The 15,459-nt window shown below is 61.6% G+C and carries 14 protein-coding genes; all 14 read right to left on the reverse strand.

The features are described 5' to 3' along the window. Positions 1-39 precede the first annotated feature (39 nt). On the reverse strand, positions 40-1,218 hold the full coding sequence (gene uxuA, locus CK498_RS05730; protein ID WP_095619894.1) for a mannonate dehydratase: 1,179 nt from the start codon (positions 1,216-1,218) through the stop codon (positions 40-42). Between the two features lie 130 nt (positions 1,219-1,348). After that, on the reverse strand, positions 1,349-2,365 hold the full coding sequence (yiaK, locus tag CK498_RS05735) for a 3-dehydro-L-gulonate 2-dehydrogenase (RefSeq protein ID WP_095619895.1): 1,017 nt from the start codon (positions 2,363-2,365) through the stop codon (positions 1,349-1,351). 90 nt (positions 2,366-2,455) lie between these two features. Beyond that, the gene (locus tag CK498_RS05740) at positions 2,456-3,712 is read right to left on the reverse strand and encodes a TRAP transporter large permease (RefSeq protein ID WP_229358974.1); all 1,257 of its coding nucleotides are present in this window, start codon (positions 3,710-3,712) and stop codon (positions 2,456-2,458) included. A gap of 55 nt (positions 3,713-3,767) precedes the next feature. Continuing rightward, complete coding sequence (locus CK498_RS05745) at positions 3,768-4,277, reverse strand: TRAP transporter small permease (RefSeq protein WP_176475729.1); 510 nt, start codon at positions 4,275-4,277, stop codon at positions 3,768-3,770. A gap of 107 nt (positions 4,278-4,384) precedes the next feature. Further along, on the reverse strand, positions 4,385-5,386 hold the full coding sequence (locus tag CK498_RS05750; RefSeq protein WP_176475730.1) for a C4-dicarboxylate TRAP transporter substrate-binding protein: 1,002 nt from the start codon (positions 5,384-5,386) through the stop codon (positions 4,385-4,387). Positions 5,387-5,465: 79 nt separating this feature from the next. Beyond that, positions 5,466-6,935 (reverse strand): mannitol dehydrogenase family protein, encoded by a 1,470-nt coding sequence (locus CK498_RS05755; protein ID WP_407645835.1) that lies wholly within the window; start codon positions 6,933-6,935, stop codon positions 5,466-5,468. 19 nt (positions 6,936-6,954) lie between these two features. Continuing rightward, entirely contained in the window at positions 6,955-8,235 is a 1,281-nt protein-coding gene (locus tag CK498_RS05760; protein WP_095619900.1) for a TRAP transporter large permease, read from the reverse strand. Continuing rightward, positions 8,235-8,807: a TRAP transporter small permease gene (locus CK498_RS05765; protein ID WP_095619901.1), complete on the reverse strand. Its 573-nt coding sequence runs from the start codon at positions 8,805-8,807 to the stop codon at positions 8,235-8,237. Before CK498_RS05765 ends, CK498_RS05760 begins: the two co-directional genes overlap by 1 nt. A gap of 51 nt (positions 8,808-8,858) precedes the next feature. Beyond that, positions 8,859-9,827, reverse strand: a complete 969-nt coding sequence (locus tag CK498_RS05770) for a TRAP transporter substrate-binding protein (protein WP_095619902.1) — start codon at positions 9,825-9,827, stop codon at positions 8,859-8,861. A 79-nt stretch (positions 9,828-9,906) separates the two neighbouring features. Beyond that, positions 9,907-10,929 carry a Zn-dependent oxidoreductase gene (locus tag CK498_RS05775; RefSeq protein WP_095619903.1) on the reverse strand — a complete coding sequence of 341 codons (1,023 nt, stop codon included), beginning with the start codon at positions 10,927-10,929 and terminating at the stop codon, positions 9,907-9,909. Between the two features lie 27 nt (positions 10,930-10,956). Next, positions 10,957-12,168: a D-mannonate dehydratase ManD gene (gene manD / locus CK498_RS05780; RefSeq protein ID WP_095619904.1), complete on the reverse strand. Its 1,212-nt coding sequence runs from the start codon at positions 12,166-12,168 to the stop codon at positions 10,957-10,959. 48 nt (positions 12,169-12,216) lie between these two features. Further along, complete coding sequence (gene uxaC, locus CK498_RS05785) at positions 12,217-13,638, reverse strand: glucuronate isomerase (protein ID WP_095619905.1); 1,422 nt, start codon at positions 13,636-13,638, stop codon at positions 12,217-12,219. A 33-nt stretch (positions 13,639-13,671) separates the two neighbouring features. Further along, on the reverse strand, positions 13,672-14,961 hold the full coding sequence (locus tag CK498_RS05790; protein WP_095619906.1) for a TRAP transporter large permease: 1,290 nt from the start codon (positions 14,959-14,961) through the stop codon (positions 13,672-13,674). Then, complete coding sequence (locus CK498_RS05795) at positions 14,958-15,449, reverse strand: TRAP transporter small permease (RefSeq protein WP_095619907.1); 492 nt, start codon at positions 15,447-15,449, stop codon at positions 14,958-14,960. Before CK498_RS05795 ends, CK498_RS05790 begins: the two co-directional genes overlap by 4 nt. Positions 15,450-15,459: the final 10 nt, after the last annotated feature.

Below are 15,459 nucleotides of genomic sequence, written 5' to 3' on the forward strand. Positions count from 1 at the left end.
CCAGTAACACAACGGGACCCCGCCGAGCAATCGGTGGGGTCAGACGGTCAGTTGGCGCACCGCCAGCTCCACGCCGCGCAGTTCGGCCAGGCCGCGCAGCCGACCATAAAGGGGGTAACCCGGAGCCGTCGCGCGCTGCTGGTCATCGAGGAGCTGGTGGCCGTGGTCGGGGCGCAGTGGCAGGCGCGCCCCGCCCTCGCGTTCGCGACGCCGCTCCTCTGCTACCAGGGCCTGGATCACCGCCACCATGTCGACGTCGCCGTCGAGGTGCGGCGCCTCGTGGAAGGAGCGCGGATCCGGCGTCTCACGCCGCGTCGAGCGCAGGTGGACGAAGTGGATCTGCGGGCCGAAGTGACGCGCCATCGCGGCCAGGTCGTTGTCACCGCGCACGCCGTAGGAGCCGGTACACAGCGTCAGGCCGTTGGCCGGGCTGGGCACGGCATCGAGGACCCACTGGGCGTCCTCGGCAGTGGAGACCACCCGCGGCAGGCCCAGCATCGGCCGCGGTGGGTCGTCGGGATGGATCGCCATGCGGATGCCCACCTCCTCGGCCACGGGTATCACCGCGCGCAGGAAATACGCCAGGTGCTCGCGCAGGCGGTCGGCGTCGATCCCGGTGTAGGCCGTCAACACCTCACGGAACTGGGCCAGGGTGTAGCCCTCCTCGGCACCGGGCAGGCCGGCGATCAGGGTATCGACCAGGGTATCGCGGTCACCCTGGCCTAGGGTGTCGAGATAGTTTCGAGCCTCGCGCTGCTGCGCTTCGCTGTAGTCGTTCTCGGCGCCGGGGCGCGCCAGCAGGTACAGATCGAAGGCGGCGAAGGCGACCTGGTCGAAGCGCAGCGCCAGGGCCCCATCGGGCAGGCGATAGCGCAAGTCGGTGCGGGTCCAGTCGAGGACCGGCATGAAGTTGTAGCAGACCGTATCGATGCCACACGCCGCCAGGTTGCGCAGGGTCTGGCAATAGTTGGCAATCAAGGCGTCGCGCGCCGCCAGGCCCTGCTTGATCGCCTCGTGCACCGGCACGCTCTCGACCACCGACCAGGTCAAGCCGGCGTCCTCGATCAGCGCCTTGCGCTCGGCGATCGCCTGGCGCGGCCACACCTCACCATTGGCGATCTCGTGCAGCGCGGTGACGATGCCGGTGGCCCCGGTCTGGCGGATTTCGTCGAGGCGAATGGGGTCCGTGGGGCCGAACCAGCGCCAGGTATGCTGCATGGGGACTATCTCCTCTCTGCGAGCCTACTGATGAGCGTCTGCGTAGCACAGGCGCTGAGCACCGCCTGTGCTACACGAGGACTCATGCGGTACGCTCTCGACATACGGTTACTTCGCACTTGAAGGGGAGTTACAGCTCAAGCACTCTTTTCCAAATAGCGTCATCGACTGGCACTCCCTTTTCGAGGTTATCGCGTCTTGTTTGTATCGTTCTTTCACCAGGATAGCTCACGTTACCATGCCCTTCTGCGGGCTCAGCATCGTGCAAATAGCGAACCAGCTCATCAACGACACCCTCTGACCAATAATCATCCGAGAACTTGCCGGGATCAAAAGCGATAAAAATTTGTGATGTCCCATACCCTGACGCGTGAGGTGCCGGCTTAAGCTTATCCACTTTACTGGTTGAGAGACCACCCGATAACAAGGACGCCATCATGTCCAACATTATGGCGAGCCCTGAGCCCTTCCAGTAGCCCGCTGGCAGGATACGCATCGATGCCTCAATTTCTGCCGGGACTCTAGTTAAGTTCCCCTCATTATCGAATCCACCATCAACGGGCAGCAATTCATCTTTAAGCCTAGTGACCTCCAACTTCCCGTAAGAGAATTGAGACATGGCCATGTCGAGCACAAGGTGCCCCTCCTTCCGAGGAACCGCAAGCACCATGGGGTTGTTACCGATCCTGCGGTCTTTCGATCCCCATGGGGGCATGCATGATTCCGTATTTGTCCAGCAAACCCCGATGCAGCCTGCATCAGCAGCTTGCCAGCCGTAGCTGCCTCCTCTCATCCAATGGTTAGTATTTCTAATTGCAACTACCCCAATGCCGTTCTCGCGTGCAAGTGTGACCGCACGATCCATTGAAAACTTGGCATTTAGATTACCAGGGCCTAGGTTTCCGTCATACTGTTCAACCGCGCCTAAGCCACCGACTAACGTCGGTTGCGCATGAATATCAACCCACCCCTCAACAATATAATCAACAAACCTCGGCACACGATTCAAGCCATGTGAATAAACGCCATCCAGGCTCGCTTCTGCAAAGAGTCTCGCACACTCCTCGGCCCGATCATCGTCGAACCCCTTCTTCACCAAGACTCGCTTTACTTCCTGTACCATCACATCAAAAGGAACTCTACTCATTTCATACCTCTTTCAAATTATCAGCAACTACCACATCCATAAAGCCTCCTCAAGATCGAAATATTTCGCAAAATCCTTTCGCAAAACATTTCACATCAGTAAGTTCGGCAAGAACATCACGATCCCGGGGAACAGGGCCAGCACCAGCACCAATACAACCACCGACACAAGGAACGGGAGAGATTCTTTTATGTATCTTTCGACGGATATTCCGGTTAACGAGCAAACAGTATACATCGTGACGCCAACTGGGGGAGTCATACCGCCTAGCGTAACAATGAGCATCATGATGATCCCAAAGTGCACAGGGTCCACTCCGAACTGTTGCACAATTGGCAGGAATATGGGAGTCAATAGCAGTGTATTAACCGTCGCTTCCATGAACATGCCAGCTATAAGAACAAACAGCAGAACCAGCATAAGAACAACCGTTGGGTCCCCGGAAACTCCTACAATAAGCTCAGACATGCTGTGTGGTACACGAGCATATGTGATAATGTACCCGAGTATTGCGGCCGTCGAGATAATCAGCATGATAACTGCATTGTCCATGACGGTTTCGCTCAACACTTCACTAAGCTTCCCCCAGCTTAATTCTCGATAAACAAAGACACCGATAATGAGCGCATATATAACTGCAAAAGCACCACCCTCTGAGGCGGTAAATATCCCAAAGCGAATCCCTACGATCAAGATAACAGGAAACAGCAGTGCCCAGACACTTTCCTTGAAAGCATTAAACACCACTCTAAAAGAAGGCTTTTCGATATCAGCTTTAACATCATACCCTCTTTTTTTGGCAATGAGATAAGACGTAGCCATCAAAAGCAAGGTCAACAATACTCCAGGCACGATACCAGCGATAAATAATTTCCCGATCGACACCTCTCCAACGAATCCATATAAAATCAAGCCGATACTTGGTGGGATAGTTGCCGTAATCAGTGAACTTACCGCAATCACCGAGATAGCATAGCCTCCCGAATATCCTCGCTTTAGCATCTGAGGTGCCAGAATTCGGCTCTGCATTGCTGCATCAGCATTAGCCGAACCTGACACACCTCCCATCAAACCACTTAGAACAATCGAGACATGCGCCAGGCCACCCACTAGATGCCCGGTCAACGCATTAGCAAAACGAATCAAGCGGGAAGTGATACCGGCAGCGTTCATGATATGGCCAGCCAATACAAAGAAGGGTACCGCCAGCAGTGGGAAGGACTGGGTTCCACTAACCATGCGCTGAACGGACAGCGCAGTTGGTAGATTAGGCTCTAGCAGGAAAAACGAGAGACTTGCAATACCTATGGCAAATGCGACAGGCACATTTAGCAACAGGAATATCACGAATAGAATGCTAACCAATATCATCTATTATGCCCTTTCAGCTGGCAGGATAAAGCTATCGAACATCATCACTGCTCTCCGACAGTGCTCCATGAGATGGGCCACGGTCATTCACCACAAGGCGCTGTATCTTCCTTAAAGTGGTAGCAAGCATCAGCAGACAGCCCACTGGAACAGCCATCGTTATGTAGAAATAACTAATGGAAGTATTGCTTATTGTACGAGTGGCGTTATCAATGCTCAGTCCCACTCCATACATAACGATGAAAACCAAAAATGCCGAAACCAAAGCCAAAACACCTAGCTCGCTCAGCCTTCGCCACTGCACAGTAAGTCGACTGGTGATGATATCAACCCCAATATGTTTATCGTTTCTCAGAGCCTGGTTGGCACCTAGAAAAATAATCCACACGAAAAGCAGCTGAGCAATATTCACCGACCAGGCAACGGGCAGCCCAAACCACCGCCCCACGGCTGCAAAAAACACCAATAAAACCACACACACCAGCAGCGTTCTGGAAACAAACTCCTCCAAGGCAATCAAAAAATTAATTATTCTATCCATATAAACCTCTTCAAATGAGCGCCAAACCAAAGCAACGTATAACATCCTCTGCCTTGCATAAGGGCTGGTGACTTCACAGCCCCCGCATTAAACCTCCCACCATGGACTCATTTATCCAAATATTCGTCAACCTCCTCCCTGAGCGCTTTAAATCCTTCAAATTCGTCATAGAAACGGTCAGCCTTTTCCCTGAACAGAGCGATATCGACCTGGTTGATGTTCACTCCTTGAGCCGTCATCTCCTCTTCATATTCTCTTGACCTTTCCACATTCAAACCTGAAGCATACTCCCCAGCTTCAACTGACTCTTCAATCAAGATTTTCTGGTACTCTGAGGGCAACCTATCAAACCACTGGGTACCAACAGTCAGCGCGGTTAGAAGCTGGAAATGGCCTGTCTTCGCTATGGAGTCAACGACTTCTGGCAGGCGTGCACCATGAATGGCGGAATAGTGGGCTTCAACCCCATCGATAACCCCCTGCTGCAGGCCTGGGTAGGATTCCGCCCATGCCAGGCCAGTCGGGTTTCCTCCCATGACCTCAATCGCTTTATTGACGATTGACGTACCATTGGTACGAATCGCCATGCCACTAAGATCGTCTGGGGTCAATACAGACCGAGTCGTCGCCAAGTGCCGCTCTCCCTGGAACCAGTTAAAAGATAAGACTTTCACCCCCTCCGGCTCCAAGTTAGCCTGCCACTCCTTGAAGAGATCTGAGGCCACCAACTGCCGCCCCTCATCTAGGTTATCGACGATATAGGGAGCTTGTAGTATCGAAATCTCTCTGACTATATCCCCTAGTGGGCCAGCATCCGTCAAGGTTGCCACATTGGCGCCAACTCTTGCTTGCTCTAAAAGGTCCGCAGTACTCCCCAGCTGTGAACTAGAAAACACCTCGATTTCAACACCACCCTCTGTGCGTGCTTCGACTGCCTCCTTAAACCTTACGATGCCCTCATACATGGGATCCCTATCATTCATGGCAATACCGACATTGAGCTTATAAGCCTCGTTCGATGTCGCCTGTTCGTCATTACCTCCTTGTCCACAAGCACTAATGATCAACACCATTCCTGACAGGCCGAAAAACAGTGGTATTTTTTTCATATTTATTCTCCTAACCATCTAACGATAAAAAGTCGTTTCTAGTGCAAAACAGCAACTCGATACTCTGCAGCGCGATTCTTCAGTTTCGGTTGAGAGCGGCGAGCGCTCCCTCGAGGAGCTGTTCAGTCAAGGTGCGATAGGCGCTCAGCACCGCCATCGCGAATGCGTCATTGCCCGCCAGGGCCGGCGGCACCACGTCGTCCATGGCCAGGAAGGCGGCGACCAGCGCCGCCGGGTCATTGGCGTGGTGCTGATGGAGCTCGACGAAGCGCGGCGCCAGGGGATCGTCGACGGCATGGGCATTACCGTGCAGGTCGCTGCCAGCGGTGTAGCGGATCCACGCCGCCAAGCCAAGTGCAGTACACGGCACCTCGCCACCCGCTTCGAGGCGCGCCACGGCGCCCTGCAGCCAGCGCTGGGGCAGCTTCTGGCTGCCGTCCATGGCGATCTGCTGCAGGCGATGCTGCAGGCTGTCGTTACCGAAACGCGCCAATAGCGAGGCGGCATAGCCGCTCAGGTCGGTGCCCGCCGGCAGGCTCAGGGTCGGCGCCGCCTCGCGATGCATATAGTGGTGCAGCAGGGCGCGCAGGTCGTCGCGGGCCACCGCCTCGGCGACCGTTGCGATGCCATCCAGCGCGCCGAGATAGGCGAGCAGCGAGTGGCTGCCGTTGAGCAGGCGCAACTTCATGGTCTCGAACGGTGCGACGTCATCGACCATCTCTACCCCGTCGGCCTCCCAGTAGGGCCGGCCCTGGGGAAAGCTGTCTTCCACCACCCACTGGCTGAAGGCCTCGCAGGCCACCGCCTGGGCATCGGCCACGCCCAGTTCGGCAAGCCGGGCGACATCGTGTTCGGTCATCGCCGGCACGATGCGGTCGACCATGCTGCAGGGGAAGGCGACCTGCGCCTCGATCCACGTCGCCAGCTCGGGGTCGCGCCGCGCGGCGAGCTGGACCACGGCGTTGCGGGTGCGCCGACCGTTGTCCGGCATATTGTCGCAGCACAGTACCGTAAAGGGCGCGATGCCCTGGGCGCGTCGCCGCGCCAGCGCCTCCACCAGCATGCCTGGCGCCGTGCGGGGTCTCGAGGGCTCAGCGATATCGGCGGCGATCATCGGATCGTCGCTGAGCAGCTCGCCGCTGGCCGGGTTGAGAAAGTAGCCCTTCTCGGTGACGGTGAGGGTGACGATGCGCGTCTCGGGCGCGGCCATGCGCTCCAGCAGGGCATCCAGATCGCGCCCCCACTGCCCCTCGGCGTCTCGGCCGGAGAACAGCGTCTCCTCGATGGTGCCGATCTCGCGCAGGGTGACGTTCTCACTGTCGGTGTACTCGGCGACATGGTAGTGATGGCCGGCTGCGGCCAGGCCGTCCACCAGGGCCACATTGCCGCGCAGGTTGGCGCTGCAGATACCCCAGGCATCATCGCCGCTGCGCTGGCGGTAGCGTTCCAGATAAACCGCCTGGTGGGCGCGATGAAAGGCCCCCAGGCCGAGATGCACGATGGCGATGGCACCGCGACGCGACGCGGCGGGATAGCGGGTGATGGACATCATCCCTCCTTATGGTGGGTCATTCGCCCATGATCAGGGTCGGCAGCCACAGCGACACCGCCGGCACATAGGAGACCAGCAGCAGTACGCCAATATTGCAGAGCAGAAACGGCACGATGGCCCGCGCCACGGTGAGCATCGGCAGCTTGCCGATGCCCGCCACCACGAACAGGCAGACGCCCACCGGCGGCGTGGTCAGGCCGATCATCAGGTTGAGCACCGCGATGACCGCGAAGTGCACCGGGTCGACGCCGACCCCGGTGGCCACCCCGAGCAGCGCCGGGAACAGGATGATCAGCGCGGCGATGGTCTCCATGAAGGCGCCGACGAACAGCAGGATCAGGTTGAGAATCAGGATCACGATGATCGGGTTCTCGCTGACCGACAGGATCAGCGCGGCGATCATCTGCGGCACCTGCTCGCTGGTCAGGATCCAGCCGAACAGATTGGCCAGCCCCACCAGCAGCAGCAGCGCCGAGGAGGTGAGCACCGTGTCGCTGAGAATCCCCGGCAGCTTGCGCCACGAGAGCCCCTTGTAGACGTACATGCCCACCACCAGCGCATACAGGCTGGCAACGATGGATGCCTCGGTGGGCGTAAAGAAGCCGCCGATGATGCCGTAGAGGATGATCACCGTCATCAGCAGCGCCCAGAAGGCGGTGCGTCCCTCGCGCAGCAGCTCCATGAAGGTGGCCCGCTCGCCCCTGGGATAGCCACGCCGCACGGCGAGGATATAGACCGTGATCATCATCGCCAGGCCCAGCAGCAGCCCGGGGATGGCGCCGGCCAGGAACATCCGCCCCACCGAGACGCCGGAGAGCGACCCGGCAATGATCATCGGCACGCTGGGCGGGATGATCGGCCCCACCGTGGAGGAGGCGGCAGTGACCGCGGCGGCGAAGGGCTTGTCGTAGCCGGAGCGGGCCATGCCAGGAATCATCACCGAACCGATGCTCGCCGAGTCGGCCACCGCGGTACCCGAGATGCCGCCGAAGATCATCGAACCGCCGACGTTGGCCAGCCCCAGGCCGCCACGGATATGGCCCAGCAGGGCATTGGCGAAACGCACGATATGCTCGGTGATGTTGCCTACGTTCATCAGGTTGCCGGCCAGCACGAAACCGGGAATGCACAGCAGCACGAAGGTATCGATGCCGGCGTACATGCGCTGCGGCACGATGGTCAGTGAGATGCCTTCGAGCAACAAATAGGCCAGAGAGGCGAGCCCCAGGGCGAAGGCGATCGGCAGGCCAATCACCAGCAGCACCAGGAAGACCCCGAACAGGACGAGTACTTCCATCAGCGACGCTCCTTGGGACGCAGCATGGCGATGAGGCCCTCGATGCAGCCGAGCGCGCTATAGCTCAGCAGCAGGGCGAACATCACCACGGTGGAGAAGAAGATATAGAGCATGGGGACCCTGAGAGTCGGCGAGGTCTGCCAGGCGCCGTTCTGGGCGTACAGCCAGGCATAGGGCAGCACGATCCAGGCGAAGCCGCCGATCAGCAGGCAGACTGCGACCTGATAGCCGGCCCGGGCACGCGGCCCGAGGCAGTGATGAAACAATTCGACGTTGACGTTGCGATTACGGCGCAGCACCACCCCCGCCGAGAGCGCCACCATGTAGACGAACAGATAGCGCGACAGCTCCTCGGTCCAGGCCATCGGGAACGGCAGGAACAGCCGGCCGGATATTTGCAGCAGCACGGTGATGGCGATGGCCACCAGGGCCATCACCGCCAGCCCCAGAAACAGCGTGTCGATCCAGCCGATCACACGCCCCAGCGGGCCTCCCAGGGTGGGCACCGAGGCTAGCGTATCGAGGCGCTCGATCGCTTCTTTTTCGAGCGCCTGGGGATCAGATGTCGTCATGCTTGCGACTCCGGTAAGACGAGGCGGGCAGCAGCTGCCCGCCCGCCTGGCTTACAGGTCCTGGATGGCCTCGAACAGCGCCCGCTGCTCGTCGTCGAGGGCCTCTTCGACCGCCGGACGCGCGCGCTCGGCGAAGGCCTCGATATCCACTTCGACGAACTCCATGCCGCGCTCGCGCAGGGCCTCCTCGAGGCGCTCCTGGTCCTCGACGAACAGCTCCGCCTGGTAGTCCTGCATGCTGGCGGCAGCGTCCCGCACCACCTGCTGGAGGTCATCGGGCATCTGGTTCAGGGCATCCTGGCCGATCACCACGTAGATCCAGCTGCGCACATGGCCAGTGAGGTTCACGTAGTCCTGCACCTCGTAGAAGCTGGCGCTTTCGATCAGGCTCAGCGGGTTCTCCTGGGCCTGGATGGTGTTCTGCTGCAGGGCGGTGAACACCTCGCTGAAGGCCATCGGCGTCGGCCGCGCCCCCAGCGCCTCCCAGGTATCGACGAACAGCGGCACGTTGGGCACCCGTAGGCGCATGCCGTCGAGGTCATCGGGATGCTCGATGGGACGATTGGAGGTGAGCTCGCGGGGGCCGCGCTCGAACCACGCCAGCGGCACCAGGTTGGCCTGCTGGGTGATCTGCTCCTCGATCTCCGCACCGATCTCGCCGCTCACCGCGGCATGCAGGTGCTCCGAGTCACGGAAGGCATAGGGCACCGCCATCATCGCCGCCTTGGGCGCCCAGTTCTGCAGGCTCTCGCCGGTGATGGTCATCTCGGCGGTCCCCAGCTGGATGCTGTTGATCACATCCATCTCGCTGCCGAGCTGCTCATTGGGATAGAGGCGGACTTCGATACGGCCGTCGGAGTTGGCCTCGACCTCCTCCTTGAACGTCTCGGCGGCCTGGTGCCAGATGTTCTGCTCATTGGCCAGGTGGCCGAAGCGCAGCGTGAAGTCGGCGGCCACCGCCGCCTGGCTTGCGATCAGGGCGGCGCCGAGCACGGCACCGGTAACGACTTGCTTGATCATGGCGTTGACTCCTGCACGAACGGGTTGTGAGTTGTGATTGCTGTGCATCAAGGTACAAATGGCGTGTGCCAACTGGCCGTCAGGCACCGATCTCGATCAGTACCTTGCGGGCCCTTTCGGGATGATGCTCGAGCATGTCGATGGCACCGGGCATCTCGTCGAACGGCAGCCGGTGGCTGACCAGCGCGGCCGCGTCGAGTGCCCCGGATGCGAGCAGCTCGAGCACCTCCGGAAACTTACGGTTGTTGAGTCGTGACCCGACCAGGGTCAGCTCCTTCTTGATCACCTCCAGCTGCACCAGGTCACTGGGCGTGGGATTGAAACCGAGCAAGCCGATGCGCCCCGCCGCCGAGGCCAGGCGCAGCATCTGCGGCAGCAGCGCCGGCACGCAGGCGGCATCGGCAATCAGCGGCACGCCCTCGCCGTCGGTGAGGCGCATGATCTCGGCCTCGACGTCGTCGCGGCTGCCATGCAGGGTGTGCCATGCGCCCAGCTCGCGGGCCGTGGCCAGGCGCTCGTCGATGACGTCGCTGACGATCACCTCCTCGATGCCCTTGGCCCGGGCCATCTGCAGCACGGTCAGGCCGATCACCCCGGCGCCGTAGACCAGCAGCCGATCGCCCGGCTGCGGCTGCATGCGGTCGAGCACGTTGGCGGCGATGCTGTAGGGCTCGACCAGGGCGGCGATATCCAGCCCCAGGTGCGCCGGCAAGCGATGCAGGTTGGCCGCCGGCACGCTGACGTGCTCCTCGAAGCCGCCGTCGCGATGCACGCCGATCACCTGCATGGCGGTGCAGACATTGGGCCGGCCGATGCGGCACGGGTAGCAGCGCCCGCAGCTGACCACCGGGTCGACGCACACCCGTTCGCCGATGTCGACGTTCTCGACGCCCTCGCCCACCGCCTCGACGATCCCGGCAAACTCATGCCCGGTGATGCGCGGGAAGCGCACGAAGGCGTTGTCGCCATGGATGATATGCATATCCGACCCGCAGATGCCGGCGAAGGCCACCTTGACCAGCACTTCGCCAGGGGCCGCCGTGGGCGCCTCGACGTCGGCGATCCGGTAGTCCAGCGGCGCATTGACCTGGAATGCTTTCATGTTCGTCTCCTCACCAATGCTAAAGGGTCACCAATGCCACAGGGTGCCGTCCTCGAGCCGGTTGACCGGCAGGCTGGCACGCTTGTAGGGGTACTGCTTGGCCAGCGCCTCGTCGATATCGACGCCGTGGCCCGGCGTCTCGCCGACCAGGAAGTGGCCGTCCTCGAAGCGGTAGTCGTGGGGGAAGACCGCGTCGGTCTCCGGCGTGTGGGGCATGTGCTCCTGGATGCCGAAATTAGGCACCCAAGTATCGAAATGCACGGCCGCGCCCAGGCACACCGGCGACAGGTCCGTCGGCCCATGGAAGCCGGTGCGCACGTGATAGAGCCCGGCCAGGTCGGCGATGCGCCGCACGTGGGTGATGCCGCCGCCGTGGGAGAGCGGCGTACGGATGTAGTCGATCCACTGGTTCTCGAGCAGTTCGCGGTAGTCGTGGATCGAGTTGAACACCTCCCCCACCGCCAGCGGCGTGGTGGTGTGCTGGCGAATCAGCCGAAAACTCTCCTGGTTCTCGGCCGGCACGCAGTCCTCCAGCCAGAACAGGTGGTAGGGCTCCACCGCCTTGCCCAGCCGCGCCGCCTCGATGGGCGTCAGCCGGTGGTGCACGTCGTGCAGCAGGTGGATGTCGTCGCCGAAGCGCTCGCGCACCGCGGCAAACAGCTTGGGCACGTGGTTGAGGTACTTCTCGGTGCTCCACACGTGCTCAGCGGGCAGCTCGGCGTCGGCGGGCTCGTAGCGCTCGCCTTCGCGCTTGGCCACGCCATAGATGGTCGCAATCCCCGGCACCCCGGCCTGGACCCGCACCGCGCGATAACCCAGGGCAATGTGCCGCTCGACCTCGTCCAGGCAGCCCTCGATATCGCGCCCGGTGCAGTGGGCATAGGTCATCACCCGCTCGCGGCTCTTGCCCCCCAGCAGCTGATAGAGCGGCATGTCGGCGGCCTTGGCCTTGATGTCCCACAGCGCCAGGTCGACGGCCGAAATCGCCGCCATGGTCACCGGGCCGCGTCGCCAGTAGGCGCCGCGATAGAGGTAGTGCCAGATATCCTCGATGCGGCTGGCGTCGCGGCCGATCAGGGCAGGCAGCACATGCTCCTCGAGATAGGCGACCACCGCCATTTCCCGGCCGTTGAGGGTGGCATCGCCGATCCCGTAGATGCCCGACTCGGTGACGATCTTGAGGGTGACGAAGTTGCGCCCCGGGGAGCTGACGATGAGATAGGCATCACTTATTTTCATGAATGTTCCGTCGCTGTCATGGGGATTGGCCGTAGTCGTTGTCCGTCGTTAGCGCTGAATGAGGTAGCGCTGCACATTGTCGTAGCACACCGCCCGCACCAGCTCGCCGATACGGTCGAGATCGTTCGGCAACTCACCTCGCTGCACCTGTGCGCCGAGCATCTGGCAGAAGATGCGGCGGAAGTAGTCGTGGCGGGAGAACGACAGCAGGCTGCGCGAATCGGTGAGCATGCCGACGAAGTGGCGCAGCAGGCCGAAGTTCATCTGCGTGACGAGCTGGCGCTCGATGCCGTCGCGCTGGTCGTTGAACCACCAGGCGGCGCCGAACTGCAGCTTGCCGGGAATGCCGTCGCTCGCAAACGAACCGACCAGGCTCGCCAGCATCTCGTTATCCCGCGGGTTGAGGTTGTAGACCACGGTGCGCGGCAGAGCCCGGTCGCGGTCGAGCGCATCGAGGATCGCCGCCAGCGGCTCGGCGTAGGTCACGTCGCCTATCGCATCGAAGCCGCTATTGGCGCCGATCTCGGCCAGCCCTCGCTGGCTCAGGCTGCGCAGCGCGCCCAGGTGCAACTGCATCACCCAGCCGCGGCGGGCGTACTCGCGCCCCAGCCACAGCAGCACCGCCGTGGTAAAGCCGCCGCTCTCGTCGCCAGAGAGCGCTTCGCCGCGGCGACGGCGGTCGAGCAGCCGGTCCAGTTCGACCGTACTCGGTGGCGAAACGAACACCGGCTTTTCCAGGCTGTGGTCCGAGAGGCAGCAGCCGTGGGTGGCGAAGTGGTCGAGACGCTGCGTCAGCGCGGCGAGCAGATCGTCGAAGCGTCTAATCGGCACACCACTGGCCTGCTCGAGCGCCTCCAGATAGTCGACGAAGCCGGGCTGCTCGATCTTGAGTACGCTATCGGCGCGAAAGGTCGGCAGCATGCTGGGGGCAGCTCCGCTCTCGGCATGGCGCCGGTGCAGTTCGAGACCGTCGACCGGGTCGTCGGTGGTGCACACCGTGCGCACCTTGAAACGCTCGAGAATGCCTTGGGCGCTCAATGGCGGTGTGGCCAGCCGCTCGCGAGAAGTCGTCCAGATCTCCTCCGCCGTCGCGGGCGAGAGCAGCGTATTCTCGATGCCCAGCGGATGGCGAAGCTCCAGATGGGTCCAGTGATAGAGCGGGTTGCCGAGACAGTCGGGCACGGTTTCCGCCCAGGCCTGGAAGCGCTCGCGGTCGCTCACATCGCCGGTGATGCGCCGCTCGTCGATACCCGCGCAGCGCATCGCACGCCATTTGTAATGGTCGCCCTTGAGCCACAGTTGGGTGAGGTTGTCGAACCGCACGTCATCGGCGATCTCCGCCGGGCTCAGGTGCGAGTGGTAGTCGCAGATCGGCATGTCGGCGGCATGCTCGTGGTAGAGCCGGCGCGCCGGCTCGTTTTCGAGCAGGAAGTCCGGCCCCATGAAGTCGATCCGATCATTAAAGGGCATGACAAACTCCATCGTCGTTGGACTTGAGCATATTCAGCCCATCAGCAGGTTGGGCAGGAACAGCACGATATCGGGGAAAAGGATGATGCCCAGCACCACCACGAAGACCGCCAGGGCAAACGGCACCAGTTCGCGGCTGTAGTCGATGAAGGAGCAGCGCAGGATGCCGCACACGGTGTACATGGAGATGCCAACCGGGGGTGTCATGCCGCCGAAGGTGACCAGCGTCATCATCAGCAGGCCGAAGTGCACCGGATCGATGCCCGCTGCCTTGATCACCGGCACCAGGATCGGTGTCAGCAGCATGACCACCACGGTGGCCTCGAGCAGCATGCCGAGGCAGACGAGCAGTACCGCCAGGGTCAGCAGCAGCGCCGTCTGGCTGGCGAAGACGCCCAGCGTCAGTTCGGCGATGGTCTGCGGCACCCGTTCGAAGGAGACGACGTAGCCGATGATCCCCGAGAACATGATGATCAGCATGATCATGCCGATGTCGCGCACGCTGGCATGCATCGCCGCCAGGATCTCCTTCACCCCCATCTCACGGTGAATGACACAGCCCACCACCAGCGCATAGGCGACGGCGAAGGCACCCGCCTCGGAAGGCGTGAACAGGCCGTAGCGAATCCCCACCAGCAACCAGACCGGGAAAAGCAGCGCCCAGACGCTTGCGCGTGCGGCCTTGAGCACCTCGCGCCCCGTGGGCAACCCTTCCCGCACCGGGGTATAGCCGCGCCGCTTGGCGACGAAGTAGGTGGTCACCATCAGCGCCACCATCAGCAGGAAGCCGGGCACCAGACCGGCGATGAAGAGTCGCCCGATCGACACCTCGCCGAGATAGCCGTACAGGATCAGGCCGATGCTCGGCGGGATGGTGGCGGTGATCAGGCCACCGATGGAGAGCACGGCCCCCGAGAAGCCGGGGCTATACCCCCCCTTGATCATGCCCTGCCCCAGCACCCGGGACTGCATGGCGGCGTCGGCGACCGCCGAGCCGGACACGCCACCCATGAGGGTGCTGAGTACGATGCTGGCCTGGGCCAACCCGCCGCTCATCCAGCCCGCCAGCAGCGTGGAGAGCCGCATCAGCCGTGGCGTGATGCCGCTGGCATTCATCAGGTGGCCGATGAAGATGAACAGCGGCACCGCCAGCAGCGGGAAGGACTGGGTGGCGGAGACGATACGCTGCGGGCCGATATTGACCGGCAGGAAGGTGCCGGGGAGAAAGAAATAGGCGAACCCCGCAATGCCGATCGCAAACGCCACGGGCATGCCAATCGCCATCAACAGCAGGCCGAGCCCAAGCAGCAGGGCAGCGGTCATAGCGCCTCCTCCACGATCTCGTCATCGGCCACAAGGCTGCCGATAATGCCTTGGTCGATGACGCGACGAATCAGCGAGACCATCATCAGCGCCGCACCGACCGGCAAGGCCAAGGTGATATAGCCATAGCTCAGGCCGGCGACGCCCATGGGGCGCTGCCAGTTGGAGAGCGCCAGCGGAAAACCATGCCGCACCAGGAGAGCCAGGAAGAGCAGCATCAAGATCAAGCAGAAACCGGTCACCAGACGCTGCAGTGGCAGCGGCAAACGAACCGCCAGGGCATCGATGCGCACCTGTCCACCGCGACGGAGTGTGATATCCGCGCCCAGCACGGCGGTCCAGATGAACAGGAACTGGGCCAACTCGGCGCCGCCGGCAAAGGGCTGCCCCAGCGCCCGGGCCGTCGAGCTGGCCAGCATGGTCAGGGAAGTACCGGCCAGCAGCGCAATGGCTAGCCACTCCTCGAGTCGATCGTACCAACGCCACATGGGAACTCCT

It is taken from the genome of Halomonas salipaludis, assembly GCF_002286975.1.
Classification (GTDB): domain Bacteria; phylum Pseudomonadota; class Gammaproteobacteria; order Pseudomonadales; family Halomonadaceae; genus Franzmannia; species Franzmannia salipaludis.